Source organism: Streptomyces sp. NPDC003023 (genome assembly GCF_042888225.1).
Taxonomy (GTDB): Bacteria; Actinomycetota; Actinomycetes; order Streptomycetales; family Streptomycetaceae; genus Streptomyces.
Map to the genome: position 1 here is coordinate 1,894,543 of NZ_JBIAPL010000001.1, position 16,318 is coordinate 1,910,860.

Here is a 16,318-nt window from a genome sequence, read left to right on the forward strand (position 1 = left end):
GCCTGGAAACGTCAGCTGTGCCGGGTGGAGGGAGGTCCGCGAGTGTGCCGCGGGTCGTACGGTCCGGAGGGCGGGGCCCGCTCCTGACGCGGACCGGCCGCCGCACCGCCGTGAGCGGGCTCGGCGTACGGGACGGCGGGCGCGGCGGGCAGCGCCGGCGGCGCACCGGGGAGACGTACGGAGTTCTCGACGGCCGTGGCCTGCCGGACCGTTGCGTCCGGCCGCGACTGCGGCCCCTTGTCCATGATCCGCTGGGCCGCCGCGAGGTGGAGCGGCGCGGTCGCGGGCGCCGCCGCCACCGGCAGGGCCGTGCTCTGCGGCCCGGAGCCCGTACCGGTCAGGACGAGGAAGACCGACCAGACGCCGAACAAAGCCGACGGCAGGACGGTCGCGAGGACGAGCCGTACCCGTCTGCGCATCCCGCCCTCCCTCCCGGTCGCCGGGCCGAGCCCGTAGGTCTGTTGCGGCCCACCCTAGGCCCTTCTGAGCGGGCAGTCGCCACTCCGCCCGTTGTCCGCCCGCTGTCCGCCCCTGCCGAGTGACGGAAAACCGAGTGGTCCGCTCCGTCGCGCGACCCGCCCCGTGGCTTACGATCTCGGCGGGCGGTCGCGGACTGCGGCCTCCCGTCTCCCCACCCATGGAGGTCACCGTGTTCGGGACGGCCAGCGGCCACCGCAGCCACCGCAGCAGTTTCCGCGTCCGCGTCACCGCCGGTGCTGCCGGGATGTTCCTCGCGGTCGGATGTTCCTCTTCCGACGACGGGCCGGGAACCGCGGCGGGCGGCGTTCCCGTGGTGGAGAAGGGCAAGCTGACCACCTGCACCCATCTGCCCTACCCGCCGTTCCAGTTCGAGCAGGACGGCAAGGTCGTCGGCTTCGACGTCGCCCTGATCGATCTGGTGGCGAAGAACCTCGAGGTCGAGCAGAAGATCCTCGACACACCGTTCGAGAACTTCAAGACCGGCGCGTTCCTCAACTCCGGTGAGTGCGACCTGGCCGCCGCCGGTATGACCATCACCGACGAGCGCAAGAAGAACGTGGACTTCTCGGTCCCCTACTTCGACGCCACCCAGGCGCTGCTGGCCACCAGGAAGAGCGGTGTGAAGTCGCTCGACGACATCAAGTCCAAGAACAGGAAGCTGGGCGCGCAGGCCGAGACCACCGGCGAGAGCTACGCCACGGAGCAGGGCTTCGACCCCGTCGCCTTCGAGAGCTCGGACGCCGTCCTGAACGGGCTGCGCACCGGCCAGGTCGACGCGGTCGTCATCGACTACCCCGTCGTCCAGGGCTGGCTCAAGGACAAGGCCAACGCCGACCAGTTCGTCCTGGGCCAGAACATCGAGACCGGCGAGCAGTACGGCTTCTCGGTGAAGAAGGGCAACGACAAGCTCCTCGCCGCGATCGACAAGGCGATCGGGGCCGCCCGCGCCGACGGCACGTACGACAAGCTCTATCAGCAGTGGATCGGTCCGCTGCCCAAGACCCAGTCGTGACCTCGCGTCTCACCCGCCGCCAGCGGCGGCGGGTCTCGCAGGGCATCCAGTACGCGATCTTCGTCGCGGCCCTGGTCGCGGTCGGCCTGCTCGCCGACTGGGACCGGCTGCAGAACCAGTTCGCGCAGAAGGACCTGGTCTCCGAGCTGTTCCCCGAGATCATCACCATGGCCTTGCGGAACACGGTGATATACACGGTGTCCGGGTTCGTGTTCGGACTGGTGCTGGGCCTGGTCATCGCGCTGATGCGGCTGTCCTCGGTCGCCCCCTACCGGTGGGTGGCGAGCGTCTACATCGAGATCTTCCGCGGTCTGCCCGCACTGCTGATCTTCATCTTCGTCGGTGTCGCCGTGCCGTTGGCGTTCCCCGGCACGGAGATCCCCGGCGGTACGTACGGCAAGGTCGCCCTCGGTCTCGGCCTGGTCGCCGCCGCCTACATGGCGGAGACGATCAGGGCCGGCATCCAGGCGGTGCCCAAGGGGCAGATGGAGGCGGCGCGTTCGCTGGGCTTCTCGCACGCCAGGGCGATGGTGTCCGTGATCATTCCGCAGGCGTTCCGTATCGTCATTCCGCCGCTCACCAACGAACTGGTCCTGCTTTTCAAGGACTCCTCGCTGGTGCTGTTCCTCGGTGTCACCCTTCAGGAGCGGGAACTGACGAAGTTCGGCAGGGACCTGGCGAGTCAGACCGCCAACTCCACCCCGATCCTCGTCGCCGGACTCTGCTACCTCCTGGTGACCGTGCCCCTCAGCTTCGTGGTGCGCCGCCTGGAGGCCCGCGCCGACAAGGCCAGGTGACCGGGGGATGCGGGGCGGGGCACAGTTGTCGGGAAACGCAATCGGCGGGAGCAGCGGGAGCATGGACAGCACCGATCGTCCGGAGATCGAGATCCGGGGTCTGCACAAGTCGTTCGGCGACAACCAGGTCCTGCGCGGCATCGACCTCGACGTCGGCCGGGGCGAGGTGGTGTGCGTCATCGGCCCGTCCGGCTCCGGCAAGTCGACGCTGCTGCGGTGTGTGAACCTGCTGGAGGAGCCGACCGGCGGCCAGGTGTTCGTCGGCGGCACGGAGGTCACGGACCTCGATGTCGACATCGACGCGGTGCGCCGCCGGATCGGCATGGTCTTCCAGCAGTTCAACCTCTTCCCCCATGTCACCGTCACCGAGAACCTCACCCTGCCGCAGCGGCGGGTGCTGGGCCGGGGCAAGGCGGAGGCCGCGGAGGTGGCGCGGCGGAACCTGGAGCGGGTGGGCCTCTCCGACAAGGCCGACGCGTATCCGTCACAGCTCTCCGGCGGTCAGCAGCAGCGGGTCGCCATCGCCCGCGCTCTGAGCATGGGCCCCGAGGTGATGCTCTTCGACGAGCCGACCTCTGCGCTCGACCCGGAACTGGTGGGCGATGTCCTCGCCGTCATGCGGCAGCTCGCCGCGGAGGGCATGACGATGATGGTCGTCACCCACGAGATGAGCTTCGCCAGGGAGGTCGCCGACCGGGTGGTCTTCATGGACGCCGGTGTGATCGTGGAGGAGGGTCCGGCACAACGGGTGGTGGGTGACCCGCAGCACGAGCGCACCCGGAACTTCCTGATGCGCATCCTCGACCCGGCCGCCGCCGAGCAGCCGGGCGACCCGGCCGCCGACGGACCCGTCAAGGAGCTGTGACCGGGCCGGAATTCCGGTGCCCCGGCCGGGTGGGGGAGTCCCGGCCGGGGCCGCGTGGATCGGGTCAGCGTCCCGGGCACTCCTTCCAGGCCAGGTGGTAGATGGTGTTGATGTCACCGTCGGTGGAGTCCATGGTCATGAAGCTGGTCTTCGCCGGGTCCGACGTGCCCGCGTTGACGCGCAGTTCGGTGTTGATGTTGAAGTTCCGCTGGACGCCGCAGGGCGCCCAGACCAGCTGCGCCCAGTCCGTCTGGTCCGTGGCCTGCCAGTTGTCGTCGTACGGTCCCTGGAACGTGTGGGACCGGTACGCGGTGCTCGAAGAGCCCTGGAAGTAGTACGAGGCCTTCTCCGTGCCGCTCGCCCCGGGCTGGAGCGAGGCGAAGCCTCTGTAGTCGGCGCTCGCCACGGCGTATGTGAAGCCCTGAGGCACATGCACGATCAGGTTGAGCTGGCAGTTCTTGCGGTACTCGGTGGCCGGGGCGCCGCCGCCGGCCTGGGCGAGGTAGTCGCTGTACGTGACGGTGAAGGCCGTGTTGTCCTCGGAGACGGCGACGGCGGCCGTCCCCGCGGGGCATCCGGAGCCGTTGACCGTCGCGACCTCGATCACGATCTTGTCCGGCGGCGGGTTGGTGATGCCGGAGGTGCTGTGCTGGGCGGGGACGGCGGAGGCGAACAGCGCGGCGATTGCGCCGCTCACCAGTAGTCCACCGGTCATGGGTACTCCAATCCATTGCTGTTGGTGCCGGGCGGCTTCGGCACGTCGTGCCGGCCGTCCGATGGGGGGTGCGGCCGTCCACTCGCGTGGTGGAGGCCGTCACGGACCAGGTGCGCTGGAGCGAGCTGTGGTGCGGCGGTGTGTGTCCCGACTGGTTGAAGAGTCATGGACATGACAGATCACGATGCCGCGGTTCCCGGCCTGCTCATCCCGGGAGTTGGTCGAATGGTAGGAACCAGTGAAGGGGGCGACTAGAGCGATCTCCGGCCAATCGACGGGCCCCTCCCGTGTCCTGGAGCGCACGGATGCCTTCGCCGCCGTGTCAGGCGCTACTCTGATCCGCGATGTTCACCGCCGAGGGGCCTACGTTCCGCGAGCTCACCGTGCAGGCGCTCTCCTCCATCGAGCGCGGCTACGACCTGCTCGCGCCCAAGTTCGACCGGACGCCGTTCCGCACGTCGGACCGGCTGCTGGAGTCCGTTTCCGACGCCCTGCGGCCGCTCGGTCCGTTCGAGTCCGGGCTGGACATCTGCTGCGGCACGGGTGCCGGCATGGATGTCCTGAGACAGGTGTGCCGGCAGCGGACCGTGGGTGTCGACTTCAGCGCCGGGATGCTGCGCGTGGCCACCGCCAGGAGGGGCGCGGCCGCCGCGGCGGCCTCCCACCGGCCGGAGCCGGCCGTTTCATGGGTGCGGGCGGACGCCCGGGCCCTGCCCTTCGCCCCGGTCTTCGACCTGGCGGTGAGCTTCGGCGCGTTCGGCCATTTCCTGCCGCGTGAGCGCCCGCGGCTCTTCGCCCAGGCGTATGCCGCCCTGCGGCCCGGAGGCTGCTTCGCGTTTCCCGTGGCGGCACCGCCCGGGCCGGACTCGAAGCTGTACTGGACGCTGCTCGGGTTCGATGTCGCGATGCGGGTGCGCAACGCCGTGTGGCGTCCACCGTTCGTCATGTACTACCGCACGTTCCCGCTCTCCGGGGTGCTCACCGACCTCGACCGGGCCGGCTTCACCGTCGAGTTGCGGCCGTTGACCGGGCTCGGGCACCTCGACGACGGCAGCCCGCGTGTCCGCCTGGTGGTCGCACGCAGGCCCCGGGACGTCTGACGGAGCCGGAGCCCGCGTGCGGCCGGTGTCACGCGACGGCGTGCACCAGTTGGGAGGTCAGCTCGTAACGGGCGCCGACCACTGCCAGCCGGCCGTCGGCGATCCTCGACGCGAGGTCCCGCTCCCGCGTCAACTGCCTCGTGACCATCCTGACGTTGCGGGTGATCGTGGAGTCGATCCGGGCCGCGCCCTCCTGCGAATGGTCGATGGCCGGGCGTATCCGGTCGGCGATGTACTGGATGTGGGCCGGCAGTTCCTCACCGGTCTCCTCCGCCTCCACGGCCGCGGTCACCGCGCCGCAGGACTGGTGGCCGAGCACCATGATCAACGGTATGTCGAGCTCGAGCACGCCGTACGCCACACTGCCGAGGACGGCCTCGTCGAGCACCTCGCCCGCGGACCGCACGGTCATCAGGTCACCGAGACCCTGGTCGAAGACCAGCTCCGGCGGCACTCGCGAGTCGATGCAGCCGAGGACCACGGCGAAGGGCTGCTGACCGGTCACCAACTCCTCGCGTACGGCCGCGGTCTCGTGCGGATGCTGCTGCCGGAAGGTCCGCCAGCGGCGGTTGCCCGCGGCCAGTTCGCGCAGGGCCTGTGCGGGGCTGCCGGGCCGGGGGCGGGCCGCTGCCGGGCGGGGGGAGGCCGAGGCCGGCGAGCCGGTCAGCGCGAGGGCGCCGGAGGCCATGGCGCCGCCCGCCACAGCGGCGCGGAGCAGTGCGCGACGGCTCCCGCCGACGGGCGTGTTCGTTCGTGGGGTCTGTTTCACGAAGCGAACGTAGATCCGGTTCCGGTCATCGTGTTCGCATAGATGTGTTCTTTACCCGTGCTTGAACAGGCCTTGTCCTGCACCGCCCTGGCCCGCTCGAGCATTCGCCGCGCCGCCCCCTCCCGGCCGTCGGCCCGCCGCCTCCTCCCGGCCCTCGGACCGCCCCGACCCCGGCCGCTCGCTCAGACCAGTGGTTTCACCGACATCAGCAGATGCCGGTGCACGTCTTCCGCGGACTCCCCGCCATCGGACGCGCCGGCTCCGCCGGAGCCGCTGAGCAGAGCCCGCTGACCGGGGCCCAGCAGCTGGAACCGCACATCCTGCGCGTCGAACGACGTCAAAGCGTCCACCAGGTACGCCGGATTGAACGCCACCGTCGTCTCCGAAGCTCCCTGCAGAACGGCGGGCAGCCGCTGGGAGGCGACATCGTCCTCGTAACCGGCCTGGAGGCAGACCGAGTCCGCGGAGAAGGCCAGCTGCAGCGGACTGTCGCCCTCGGCCACCACCGCCACCCGCTTCACGGCCTCGAGCAGCGGTGCCCGGCCGGTGACCGCCACGGCGCCACCCGCCAGGGCGAACAACTTGTCGTGCCGCGGCAGCCGCCCTTCGAGCAGTCGCGTGGTGATCTCCATACCCGCGCCTTCGAACCCGACCGTGCCGCCGTCCAGAGCAATGCGAACCGTGCCGGACCGGTCCAGCGAGCGCGCGATATCCGTGAGCCGCCGCGCCGACACGACGACATCGGCGGAGTCCCGTGGCGCCACGGGCTTCCACTCCAGGGTGTGCACGGCGTACCGGTACCGGTCCGTGGCGGCCAGTGTCATCGTCCCGCCGTCGAAGGCCAGACGGATCCCCGTCAGCACGGGCAGCGAGTCGTCACGCCCCGCGGCCACCGCCACACGCCCCACCGCGTCTGCGAACACCCGCGCGTCGACCACTCCTCGCAACTCCGGCAGCGGGGGCAGCGCCGGGTAGTCGTCACGCGGCAGGACCGACAGGCCGAACCGGGCGCCGTCGCTGCTCACCGAGAGGCGCGAGCCGTCGACCGCGCAGCGCACCGGCCCGCCCGGCAGGACCCGGCAGATGTCAAGGAGCCTGCGCCCCATGACCAGCACCTCCCCGGGCAGTTCGACGTCCGCCTCGACCTCGATGCGGGCCGACGCCTCGTAGTCGAGCCCCGAGACGCTCAGGAGACCATCGCCCCGCGCCTTCAGCAGCAGGCCTCCCAGTACCGGCACGGGGGACCGCGCCGGCAGCACACGAGCCGCCCAGGCGACCGCGTCCGTCAATGCCCCGCGATCGATGCGGAACTCCATACGATCCTCTTTCGTCGTCGGTGCGGGGGACGTTATCCGCCACCACTGACAACGGGTGGTGCGCGGGCCGGCGAGGCCGTCGCCCTGACAGAGAACGGACGGGGACCATGAGTGACGCCGACGCCGACGCCGACGCCGACGCCGATGCCGACGCCGACGAGCCGGGCACGGCCGGGGACGGCACGACCGCGCCATCACGCCGGATCCGGCTCCCCGGCAGGGGCGTTCGTGATACGGGTCGCCCGCGGCGCCCCCGCTTCGGCCGCGGACACCTTCTCGCCGCCCTGGCCCTGACGGTCGCCTGCCTGCTCGTTCTGCACTCCGCCGTCCCCAACACCGTCGGCAGGATCGGGAGTCTCCTGGAGACGTTTCTGCCGTGGCTCGGGCTCGCGGTACCCCTGCTGCTCATCGTCGCTCTGGTGCGCCGTTCCGTCGTCGCGCTGGTCGCTCTCCTCCTGCCGGCCGCGGCGTGGGCCGCCCTGTTCGGTCCGCTGCTGCTGCCGGGCTCGGGCGAACCGGCCGGTCTGCTGGCCGTGCAGCACAACGTGAGCGACGTGAACGCCGACCCGGCCGGCACGGCCGCGGCGCTGACACGCGCCCGACCGGACCTCGTCGCACTGGAGGAGGTGACGCCTGCCGCGCTGCCGGTGTACGAGAAGGCACTGGCTCCGGAACTCCCGCACCACGCGGTGGTCGGGACCGTGGGCCTGTGGTCGAGGTATCCGCTGGAGGACGTACGCCCCGTCGACATCAAGCCGCGAGGCATCGGACCCGGCTGGAACCGCGGAATGCGCGCCACCGTACGCACGCCGCGGACCGCGATCGCCGTCCATGTCGCGCACCTGCCCTCGGTGCGCGTCGGAACGGGCGGTTTCAGCTCGGCATGGCGCGACGAGAGCGCCCGGCTGCTCGGCGCCGCCCTCGCCGCGGAGACACCCACCCGGCTGATCCTGCTGGGCGACCTCAACGGCACGGTCGACGACCGTGGCCTCGATCCGGTGCTCGCCCATGTGGACGTGGCGGGCCCGGGCTTCGCCTTCAGCTGGCCGGCGTCCTTCCCCGTCGCCAGGATCGACCAGATCATGACGCGGTCGTCAACGGTGACCCGTGTGTGGTCGCTGCCCCCGACCGGCAGCGACCATCTCCCGATCGCGGCCCGGATCAGGCTGTGAACTCCGGCCGTCCGGCCGGGTGAACGCCCGTACCGCCGCGCCCGTACTCCACGGCAGCCGTCGAGCCCCGAGGAGGTCCGCAGCCGATGACCGGACGCCGCCGCTCCCATGGCGGTCTGCGGGAGTTGGCGGCGCCGTTCGTGGCCGCCGGTCCTTCGGGTGTGGCGGTGCGGACCCGGATCAAGGGCCTCACTCCGCAGGATGCTTTCCGTCTGCGGGTCGGTGGTCCTCCGGCGCCGGGGCCGTGCCTGAGGCTGCGCCACGAAGCGACCACACCGCGGCACGGCCCGGGCGCGACGCACCGGTCACGGCCCGGCGGGACACGCCGCCGCACAGCCCCGCCCGGGACGCGCCGCGAACGGCCCCACCCCGGCCGGCGAGGCGGTTTCGGGCCACCATGGTGGCAACCGCCGTGGCCCGCCGCTCACCCTCCTTCCACGCAAGGGCCGCCGGAGGACCCGTCCGCCCGCACCGCAGAGCACGGAGTGAGATGACATCGGTCCACATCTCGGTCGTCGTGCCGTGCTTCGACGAGATCGACGTGATCGACGCCTTCCACCGTGAGTTGGTCGCCGCCCTCGAACCGACCGCAGCCCCATTCGAGATCTGCTACGTCGACGACGGCAGCCGAGACGGCACTGGAGCACGCCTCAAGGACCTGGCGGCGGCGGACCCCCACGTCCGCCACACGCCATTCAGCCGCAACTTCGGCAAGGAGCCCGCGATGCTCGCGGGACTGCGCACCTGTTGTCCGGTCCGGCGCAGCACCCGCGCGACGAGCGTCCGGATCACAACAACCGTCACCAGACCGCTGACGGCGCCGTACCACTGGTGGCCCGCGATCGGGAACTGCGCGTACAGGCCGACGAGAAGGCCGTTGCCGAGCCATCCGTTGTCGGTGAACCAGAACTTGCCGATCAGACCCGAGATGCCGTCCTCACGGACCACGGGCAGAAAGCACCACTCGTCGGCGCTGGGCCGCACATGACGGCCGAGCCAGGCTGCCGACGCCAGCAGCCCCAGCGGCAGCGCGGCCGCCAGGAACGGCAGGAGCGCGGCCCACGACGTGAGGAGAGAGCGCCGGTCGTCCCTCCGGTCGGGCGCGGGGCGGTCGTTCGCATCCGGACCGTCCGGCCTGTTCGGCCTGTGCGGCCCGTCCGGCTCGTCGGTCCTTTCCGGTCCCGGTGCCGAGGTGAGGCTTGATGCGCCGACAGCCATATCGCCACTGCCCTTTAGCACGCCGCTGGTCCGGCATCGAGGAGGGAATCCCCGGATGCTCCGTTCCATGTTCGGCCATGCAAGATCGCCAGGCGGGTGACCCGGCCGCCACGGCGTGGTGCACCGGCAGGCGTGTTGCACCGGCCGGCGTGGTGCACCGGCCGGTGCGGTGCACGGTCACGGACAGCGGTATGTGAAGGACGTGCTCGCCGTCCGCGGGGAGGGGGAGATGATCCGGAGCTCGGCACGTCCTCGCGCAGGACGCCCGAGCTGGTGCCGTCGCTGCGGTCCATCGGTACGTCAGGGTGCCCGGCCGCCCGTCGGTCCTCACCACACCCACGACGTCGGCGGTCCCGTCGCACCCCGGCCCGGCGGCGGGCGACGCCGACACGGAAACCCCCAGCACGGCCGCCTGAGGCCCGTAACGCTGCCAGGCGAGGAAGGCGAGTACCGCCACCAGTACGACGGTGGCCAGGGCGTACCGCCGCAGGCCACGGCGGTGTCGGCGCTGCTGGGACGGGGCGGACGGCTGCCCGGCGAGCGTCCCGTGCCAGACACCCGCGGCGGTGGCGCCGCCGTTGTGCCGCCGGTGCACGAACGCCGTGACGCCGGGGCCGAAGCGCAGTACGTCACCCTCGACACGGTCCGGAACGGGGTGGGGAGCCGGCCGTTCGAACCAGTGGCTCCCCAGTGCCGTCGCGCTGTACTGGTCGCTCTCGGCCGGGGAGGTGCCCCCGCCGGGTGTGCGCGGCTCGTTCACTGGATCCGGCACCGCCTCGTCAGGAGTTCCTGGGTGGACCCGCCGTTCTCGGAGGCCGGATCGGTGCTTGCCCGAACACCCCAGTAACAGCCGGTGCCCTGGAAGGTGTGGGCCAGGTCCAGCGTGTACCGCGTCGCACCGCTCCGTTCGAAGGACCGGGTGTTCTCGACCGCTCCCGGCGCTCCCTTGGTGTCGCCGGTGAACCACGAGACGACGATCGTGACCGGGCCCGTCCCGTCGGTCGCCACGTCGACGGACGCGGCGGCCGTCGACGAACCGGTCTGCCGGAAGTCGGTGACGGACACGGACTTCACCCGCACCGGAGCGACTGTGGGCGTGGGTTTTGTGCTCGGTTCGGTGGATGGCGGGGCGGACGCCGTCGGTGTGGTCGGAGCGCTCGTCGTGGCCGAGGGGGAGGCGGACGGCTCGGGGGTCGTTCCCGGCGGCGCCCCGGCGGTGGCGCCGTCGGAAGGCGAGGGTGAGGCGGCGGCCGGTGAACCGTCCGACGGCGACGGCCCGGTCGGCACGGACGCGTCCGGGGAGGGCGCGCCGGACGACGGCGACGCGCCGGTCGTGGCGACGGCCTGTGCGGTTGTCTCCGGCGCGGCGTCCTCGGCCGCCGCCTGTGCGGTGACGACGACGATCACGGCCACGACTGCCGCGGCGACCCCCGCGAGAGCCTTGCGCAGTGCCGGCGGCACCCAACCTCCGATGCCGACGCCGATACCGACACCCTGGCCGAGGCCGGCCCCGGCGCCTCCGCCCGAGCCCCCGCCCCCGCCCCCGCCGATCGTGGTCGTGGCGACGTCGGTGGCCTGGGCGGCCTGGCCGCCCGACGGGAGCAGCAGCGGCAGCAGCGCGGCGAGCGCCGCCAGCCGGCGCTGCCCGCGCCGCTCCCAGTCGGGGCCGTAGGCGGCGCCGGCGATCTCCTCCAGTTCGGCCACGAAGGCCGCCGCGTTCTCCGGACGGTCCGCGGGTTCCTTGGCGAGTCCGCGCCGGATCAGCGGGCGCACAGGCTCGGGCGTGTCGTACTCGGGGACCGGCGCGCCGATGTGCTGGAGTGCCAGTTCCGCGAAGTTCTCGCCGTGGAACGGTTTACGGCCCGTCAGACACTCGTAGAACGTCGCGGTGGCGGCGTACACGTCGGCCGCGGGCGAGGCGGGCTCGCCGTTCCACTGCTCGGGTGCCATGTAGGCGGGGGTTCCCGCCACTCCGGGTGTGCTGCCCCGGTCCACGGCGATGCCGAAGTCGACGAGTTTGGACGAGCCGTCCGCCGCGACCAGGACGTTCTCCGGTTTGTAGTCGCGGTGCACGACCCCGGCCCCGTGCGCGGCGGCCAGACCCAGCAGTGAGCCCTTGAGTACCACGAGGGCCGCCTCCGGGCCGGTCGCGCCCTCCCGCAGCAGCAGCGCGCGCAGCGCGACGCCGTCGACGAGTTCCATGACGATGGCAGCGCCCTGCGGAGCTTCGACGTACTCGTACAGCCGCACCACGTACGGGGAGTCGAGGCCGCCGAGAAGCTGGGCCTCGGCACGGAACTCCCGTACGAAACCGGAGTCCGCGCGCAACCGCTCGTTGAGGTACTTCACCGCCACCGGCACGCCGGTGGCGTCATGGACGGCGAGCACCACACGTCCGCACCCTCCGGTGCCGAGTTCCCGGGACTCCGTGTACCCGGGCACCGACCACGCGTTCATCCCGTCCCCCTGCCCACGTGCTGTCCCCAACTCAGACACATTTCCCTCACCCCCGGTTCCCGAAGGGATCAGGACAACTCCACCGACCCGCGTGATTGGCATGGACCTGACCCAGCGCATCCGTTACGCTCCGGCCGGGCCAATCTGAGAGCGCTCTCAGATGCGGCCTGTTCCATCCCCCACCAAGCCTGGAACAACCGAAAGGTCAACAGCCTTGAGACGCATGACAGTGATACGTACGGGCCTGTCCGCACTCCTCCTCCTGGGCTCATGGGCCGTGGCCGGCCCCGCATCCGCCTCCGCCCCCGGCTCCGCCGCCGAGCCGGAGCAGCAGCTCTCCACCGGACTGCTCGCGGCGATGCAGCGCGACCTCGGCCTCGACGCGGCGGAGGCCAAGTCCCGTCTGGTGGCGGAACGGACCGCGACCGTCGTCGAGGGCCGGGCGCAGCGCGCCGCGGGACCTGCCTTCGGCGGCGCCTGGTTCGACGCCGGCACAGGCAAGCTGACCGTGGCCCTCACCGACGCCGACAAGACCGCCGCCGTACGGGCGACGGGCGCCGACGTGAAGCTCGTGTCGCACAGCGCACGCCGACTCGACGCGGTCAAGAAGGAGATCGACTCGCTGAAGGCGCCGGCCGCTGTGAGCAGCTGGCACGTGGACCCGAAGGCGAACCGGGTCGTGGTGAACGTCGTCGCCTCCGAGCGTGCTGACAACGATGTCCGCGCCTTCCTGGACCGGGCGCGTGAGGCCGGCCCGATCACCGTCCGGGAGACCTCGCAGGCTCCGCGGCCGTTCGCCGCCGGAACCGTCGGCGGCGACCCGTACTACACCGGCAACGTCCGTTGTTCCATCGGCTTCTCGGTGCACGGAGGGTTCGTCACGGCGGGTCACTGCGGCCGCGCCGGTGCCGCTGTCCGCGGCTGGGACGGCACTCACATCGGCACCTTCCAGGGGTCATCGTTCCCCGGCGACGACTACGCCTGGGTCAGTGTCGGCAGCGGCTGGTGGACCGTGCCGGTGGTCCTCGGCTGGGGAACCGTCCCGGACCAGCTCGTACGTGGTTCCGCCGAGGCGCCGATCGGCGCGTCCGTCTGCCGCTCGGGCTCCACGACGCACTGGCACTGCGGAAACGTCCTGGCCAAGAACGAGACGGTCAACTACAGCCAGGGCGCGGTCCATCAGATGACCAAGACGAGTGTCTGCGCCGAACCCGGTGACTCGGGCGGCTCGTTCATCAGTGGCGACCAGGCGCAGGGGGTGACCTCCGGCGGCTGGGGCAACTGCAGCAGCGGTGGCCAGACCTGGCACCAGCCGGTCAACGAGATCCTGGGCCGCTACGGCCTGCGTCTGCACACCGCCTGATACGCCCCGGCCCCTGGGTGCGACGCCTGACGATGTCCGGCGTCCGGAGCGCTCGGGCCGGGTGGCGGCAACCGCGGCCGGTCGCGCGCGTCGCGCGGCCGGCCGTGAGCCGGGCCACAGCCCGGGCGGGTCCGCCGGCGTTCGTGTCGTTCCCGCTCCACCGCGGACGCACTGCGGCTCAGATGGTTGTCCCTTGAACGGAAAAGATCAAAATTCATCCCGATAAGTTCGGTTAAGTCTTTTATAAGGGGTACTTGGCTGGTGGAGATGCCTGCGAACGAACACGACGCAGAACGCAGGTGTCGCCGATGACCACAAGGGACACGCCATCCCGGGGGCGTACAGAGGCGTGAACCCTCGCTCAGGTCCAGTCAGCTCCACCGAAGGGACAGCACCATGCGTCACGTCGCAGCAACCCTGGGCATCACCGCGGCACTTCTCCTCGCCCCCGCCGCCCCCTCCGTCATGGCGGAGGAGCACACGCAGCAGGCGACGGTCGCCGTCGCCACGGTTCCTGTCGCTCAGGACGACAAGGACGATGACAGCGGCGGAGGCTGGGGCCTCTGGGGCCTGGCCGGTCTGCTCGGCCTGGCGGGCCTGATCCCCCGTAAGAACAAGACGCCCGACCGCACGGTTCCGCGCAGTGGCGGCACCGGAGCGGGCTCCCACACCACCGACCGCCTCTGACCCGAAAGGTCTTCCCCGGCAGATGACGTCGATCTGCCGGGGCTCGGTCGTGTCCGGCGCGCCGCCGGGCCGCCGGGCCGCACGGGGTCGTACCGGGCCGCACCGGGTCGCTCGTGGTCTGCGGAACCACCCCTTCTGGACAACCTTTGTGCGAAACCTTCCCGCCCGCTCCCTTTTCCGCGCGATCTTTCGCGGGACGACTGTCGAATCGGGCCCAACCCGATCGACGTACGGGTGAGACCGTGTACACCGCACCCGAGGAGTCCCGCATGATGCCGACCGTCACCGCCGACCTGGCCCTGTCCCTCGACGGCTTCGTCGCAGGCACGGACGTCACCCTCGACAATCCGGGAGGCGACGGCGCGGAGGCGCTGTTCCGGTGGATTCACGACCTCGCCTCCTGGCGCGAGCGCCAGGGCATGTCCGGTGGAGAGGACAACGAGGACTCCGCGATCATGCGCGAGTGGTTCGACTCGACCGGCGCCGTCGTGATGGGAAGGACGATGTACGACACCGGTGAGGAACCGTGGGGTGACAACCCGCCCTTCCGTACCCCGGTGTTCGTGCTCACCAACCGCCCCCGACGGCCCCTGGTCAAGGAGGGCGGCACCACGTTCACGTTCGTCACCGACGGCATCCACAGTGCGCTGGAACAGGCCAGGGCGGCGTCCGGCGGGCGCAACGTGGACATCGCGGGCGGTGCGGACACCGTCCAGCAGTACCTGCGGGCCGGTCTGATCGACGAGCTGCAACTCCATGTGGTGCCGGTGCTGATGGGCGCGGGCCTGCGGCTGTTCGACAACCTGGGGGCGGAGCAGCGGCGGCTGGAGGCCGTCAGGGTCGTCGACACCGGCCGGGTGACCCACCTCAAGTACCGCGTCCACAATTAGCCGCTGCCCGGCAGCCGTCCGGCTCCACCGTCCGGGACCGGGTACGGTGCTGATGTGCTGATCACAGGGGACAACCGGGAGAATCCGGCACCGGGGACCGCGCTGCTCCTGGCAGCCGCCCCGGCCGGCAAGGGGCGACTTATGGACGCGGCGTCCGTGCTGCCCGCGCTCGCGGCCGTCCCCGCGGACGTTCTCGCAGGGACGGCCGGCGCCGCCGCGGCCACGGTGATCGAGCTTGCCGACCCGCTCGACCCGCAGACCGTCCTCACCCGGATCCGCGCCGCGGCGGCTGCCCCCGGACCGCTGCACCTGTATCTCGCGGGGCAGTTGCACGTGGACCGCAAGCAGCGGTTGCTGCACCTGGCCCTGGCGCGCTCGGCTCCCTCCACCCTGCGCTACTCGGCCCTGCCGTGGCACTGGCTGGCCGGTGAGATCAAGGCACGCCGTCCGGGGACCACCACGGTGGTCCTCGATCTCGTCGCCGACCCGGAGGCGTGGCAGCAGGTGACCGCCGGACGCACCGGCCTCGGACACGGAACCCTCGTGTACGGGCGGATCGCTCCGGCTCCCGGCCGTCGCACGGTGGCGGCCCCGTCCTACCTGAAGGCCGTGGCGGCGATCTGGCGCAGCGGGGCGCGCCCGCCGCTCGCCGGACTGCACGAACAGGCCGCCGTCGAGGCTGCCGCCCAGGACGGCCCGGACGGGGCTCTCTTGTTCGGCGCCGTACCGGGCGGGCCCGCAGCCCCCGCGTCCATGTCCGCAGCCGTCGCCGACCGGCTTCCCGGGCCGGGACCGCGGCCGGTGAACGGCATCGAGCACACGCACCGGCCCGAGCACACGCACCGGCCCGAGCACACACACGCGCCCGAGCGCCCACCAGGACCCGAGCCCGTAACAGGTCTCGAGCCCGTACCGGGGCCCGGGCACCTGCCCGGCCCCGAGCCCGTACCAGGGCCCCGAGCCGCCGCGACGGAGACGGATCCGCATCCCGCGATATTCGTCGCCGCCGCGCAGGCCGGACGCCATGCCGAAGCATCGGCGGCCGCCGCCGCCCGCGAGAACGAGGCCCTGCGCACCCATGGGCCCGGCTCGGTGCAGGTCCTGCACTGGCTGGAGGTACGGGCGGATCTGGCCCGCCTCGCCCACGACCCGGGCCGCAGTTGCGAGTTGTGGATGGCCGCTGCCGATGCCCGGCTGGGCCGGCAGCAGACGGCCGACGATCCGGACGTGGAGGCGGCGGTGGACCGTGCCCACCACCAGTGGGAGCAGATCAGGGACACCGCGAGGGCGCGGCAACTTGCGCCCGCCCTCGTACTCCTGCGGCGACGGGTGCCCGGCCGCCAGCGCGGCGCGCTCCAGTTGCTCCAGCGGCGCCTGGAGCAGCTCCACGACGTCCCGAGCGGAACGGCGCCGTCCGCGTTGCCCCGCTGAGCTCCTGAGCTCGGCACACCGGTACGGACGTCGTCCGGCCGGCTCC

At 71.6% G+C, this 16,318-nt stretch carries 15 protein-coding genes; 10 read left to right on the forward strand and 5 right to left on the reverse strand.

What is annotated here, in order from left to right:
- Positions 1-11: 11 nt before the first annotated feature.
- Entirely contained in the window at positions 12-419 is a 408-nt protein-coding gene (locus ACFYV1_RS07980) for a hypothetical protein (protein WP_389394487.1), read from the reverse strand.
- 305 nt (positions 420-724) lie between these two features.
- Between ACFYV1_RS07980 and ACFYV1_RS07985 the strand changes: the two genes are divergently transcribed.
- From ACFYV1_RS07985 to ACFYV1_RS07995, 3 genes are all read left to right on the forward strand, one after another.
- Positions 725-1,492 (forward strand): transporter substrate-binding domain-containing protein, encoded by a 768-nt coding sequence (locus ACFYV1_RS07985; RefSeq protein ID WP_389394612.1) that lies wholly within the window; start codon positions 725-727, stop codon positions 1,490-1,492.
- Positions 1,459-2,289 carry an amino acid ABC transporter permease gene (locus ACFYV1_RS07990; protein ID WP_389394488.1) on the forward strand — a complete coding sequence of 277 codons (831 nt, stop codon included), beginning with the start codon at positions 1,459-1,461 and terminating at the stop codon, positions 2,287-2,289. The genes ACFYV1_RS07985 and ACFYV1_RS07990 overlap by 34 nt, the downstream gene beginning before the upstream one ends.
- A 61-nt stretch (positions 2,290-2,350) precedes the next feature.
- On the forward strand, positions 2,351-3,154 hold the full coding sequence (locus tag ACFYV1_RS07995; protein ID WP_389394489.1) for an amino acid ABC transporter ATP-binding protein: 804 nt from the start codon (positions 2,351-2,353) through the stop codon (positions 3,152-3,154).
- Positions 3,155-3,218: 64 nt separating this feature from the next.
- On the opposite strand, the gene ACFYV1_RS08000 is transcribed toward ACFYV1_RS07995, so the two are convergent.
- On the reverse strand, positions 3,219-3,869 hold the full coding sequence (locus tag ACFYV1_RS08000; RefSeq protein WP_389394490.1) for a DUF4360 domain-containing protein: 651 nt from the start codon (positions 3,867-3,869) through the stop codon (positions 3,219-3,221).
- A gap of 344 nt (positions 3,870-4,213) precedes the next feature.
- Here ACFYV1_RS08000 and ACFYV1_RS08005 point away from each other — a divergent pair, with 344 nt between their 5' ends.
- Complete coding sequence (locus ACFYV1_RS08005) at positions 4,214-4,969, forward strand: class I SAM-dependent methyltransferase (protein WP_389394491.1); 756 nt, start codon at positions 4,214-4,216, stop codon at positions 4,967-4,969.
- Positions 4,970-4,997: 28 nt separating this feature from the next.
- On the opposite strand, the gene ACFYV1_RS08010 is transcribed toward ACFYV1_RS08005, so the two are convergent.
- Both ACFYV1_RS08010 and dnaN read right to left on the reverse strand, forming a co-directional pair.
- The gene (locus tag ACFYV1_RS08010) at positions 4,998-5,738 is read right to left on the reverse strand and encodes a carbonic anhydrase (protein WP_389394492.1); all 741 of its coding nucleotides are present in this window, start codon (positions 5,736-5,738) and stop codon (positions 4,998-5,000) included.
- 182 nt (positions 5,739-5,920) lie between these two features.
- Complete coding sequence (dnaN, locus tag ACFYV1_RS08015; RefSeq protein ID WP_389394493.1) at positions 5,921-7,054, reverse strand: DNA polymerase III subunit beta; 1,134 nt, start codon at positions 7,052-7,054, stop codon at positions 5,921-5,923.
- A 107-nt stretch (positions 7,055-7,161) separates the two neighbouring features.
- Here dnaN and ACFYV1_RS08020 point away from each other — a divergent pair, with 107 nt between their 5' ends.
- Both ACFYV1_RS08020 and ACFYV1_RS08025 read left to right on the forward strand, forming a co-directional pair.
- On the forward strand, positions 7,162-8,226 hold the full coding sequence (locus ACFYV1_RS08020; RefSeq protein ID WP_389394494.1) for an endonuclease/exonuclease/phosphatase family protein: 1,065 nt from the start codon (positions 7,162-7,164) through the stop codon (positions 8,224-8,226).
- Between the two features lie 490 nt (positions 8,227-8,716).
- Complete coding sequence (locus ACFYV1_RS08025; protein WP_389394495.1) at positions 8,717-9,214, forward strand: glycosyltransferase; 498 nt, start codon at positions 8,717-8,719, stop codon at positions 9,212-9,214.
- A gap of 986 nt (positions 9,215-10,200) precedes the next feature.
- Here the strand turns inward: ACFYV1_RS08025 and ACFYV1_RS08030 are convergent.
- Positions 10,201-11,901 carry a serine/threonine-protein kinase gene (locus ACFYV1_RS08030; RefSeq protein ID WP_389394496.1) on the reverse strand — a complete coding sequence of 567 codons (1,701 nt, stop codon included), beginning with the start codon at positions 11,899-11,901 and terminating at the stop codon, positions 10,201-10,203.
- A gap of 223 nt (positions 11,902-12,124) precedes the next feature.
- Here ACFYV1_RS08030 and ACFYV1_RS08035 point away from each other — a divergent pair, with 223 nt between their 5' ends.
- The 4 genes from ACFYV1_RS08035 (at position 12,125) to ACFYV1_RS08050 (ending at position 16,272) form a co-directional block, all read left to right on the forward strand.
- Positions 12,125-13,264, forward strand: a complete 1,140-nt coding sequence (locus ACFYV1_RS08035) for a S1 family peptidase (RefSeq protein ID WP_389394497.1) — start codon at positions 12,125-12,127, stop codon at positions 13,262-13,264.
- A gap of 396 nt (positions 13,265-13,660) precedes the next feature.
- Positions 13,661-13,951: a WGxxGxxG family protein gene (locus tag ACFYV1_RS08040; protein ID WP_389394498.1), complete on the forward strand. Its 291-nt coding sequence runs from the start codon at positions 13,661-13,663 to the stop codon at positions 13,949-13,951.
- A gap of 272 nt (positions 13,952-14,223) precedes the next feature.
- Positions 14,224-14,841, forward strand: a complete 618-nt coding sequence (locus ACFYV1_RS08045; RefSeq protein ID WP_389394613.1) for a dihydrofolate reductase family protein — start codon at positions 14,224-14,226, stop codon at positions 14,839-14,841.
- A 54-nt stretch (positions 14,842-14,895) separates the two neighbouring features.
- Entirely contained in the window at positions 14,896-16,272 is a 1,377-nt protein-coding gene (locus tag ACFYV1_RS08050; protein ID WP_389394499.1) for a hypothetical protein, read from the forward strand.
- The last annotated feature ends 46 nt before the right edge of the window (positions 16,273-16,318 follow it).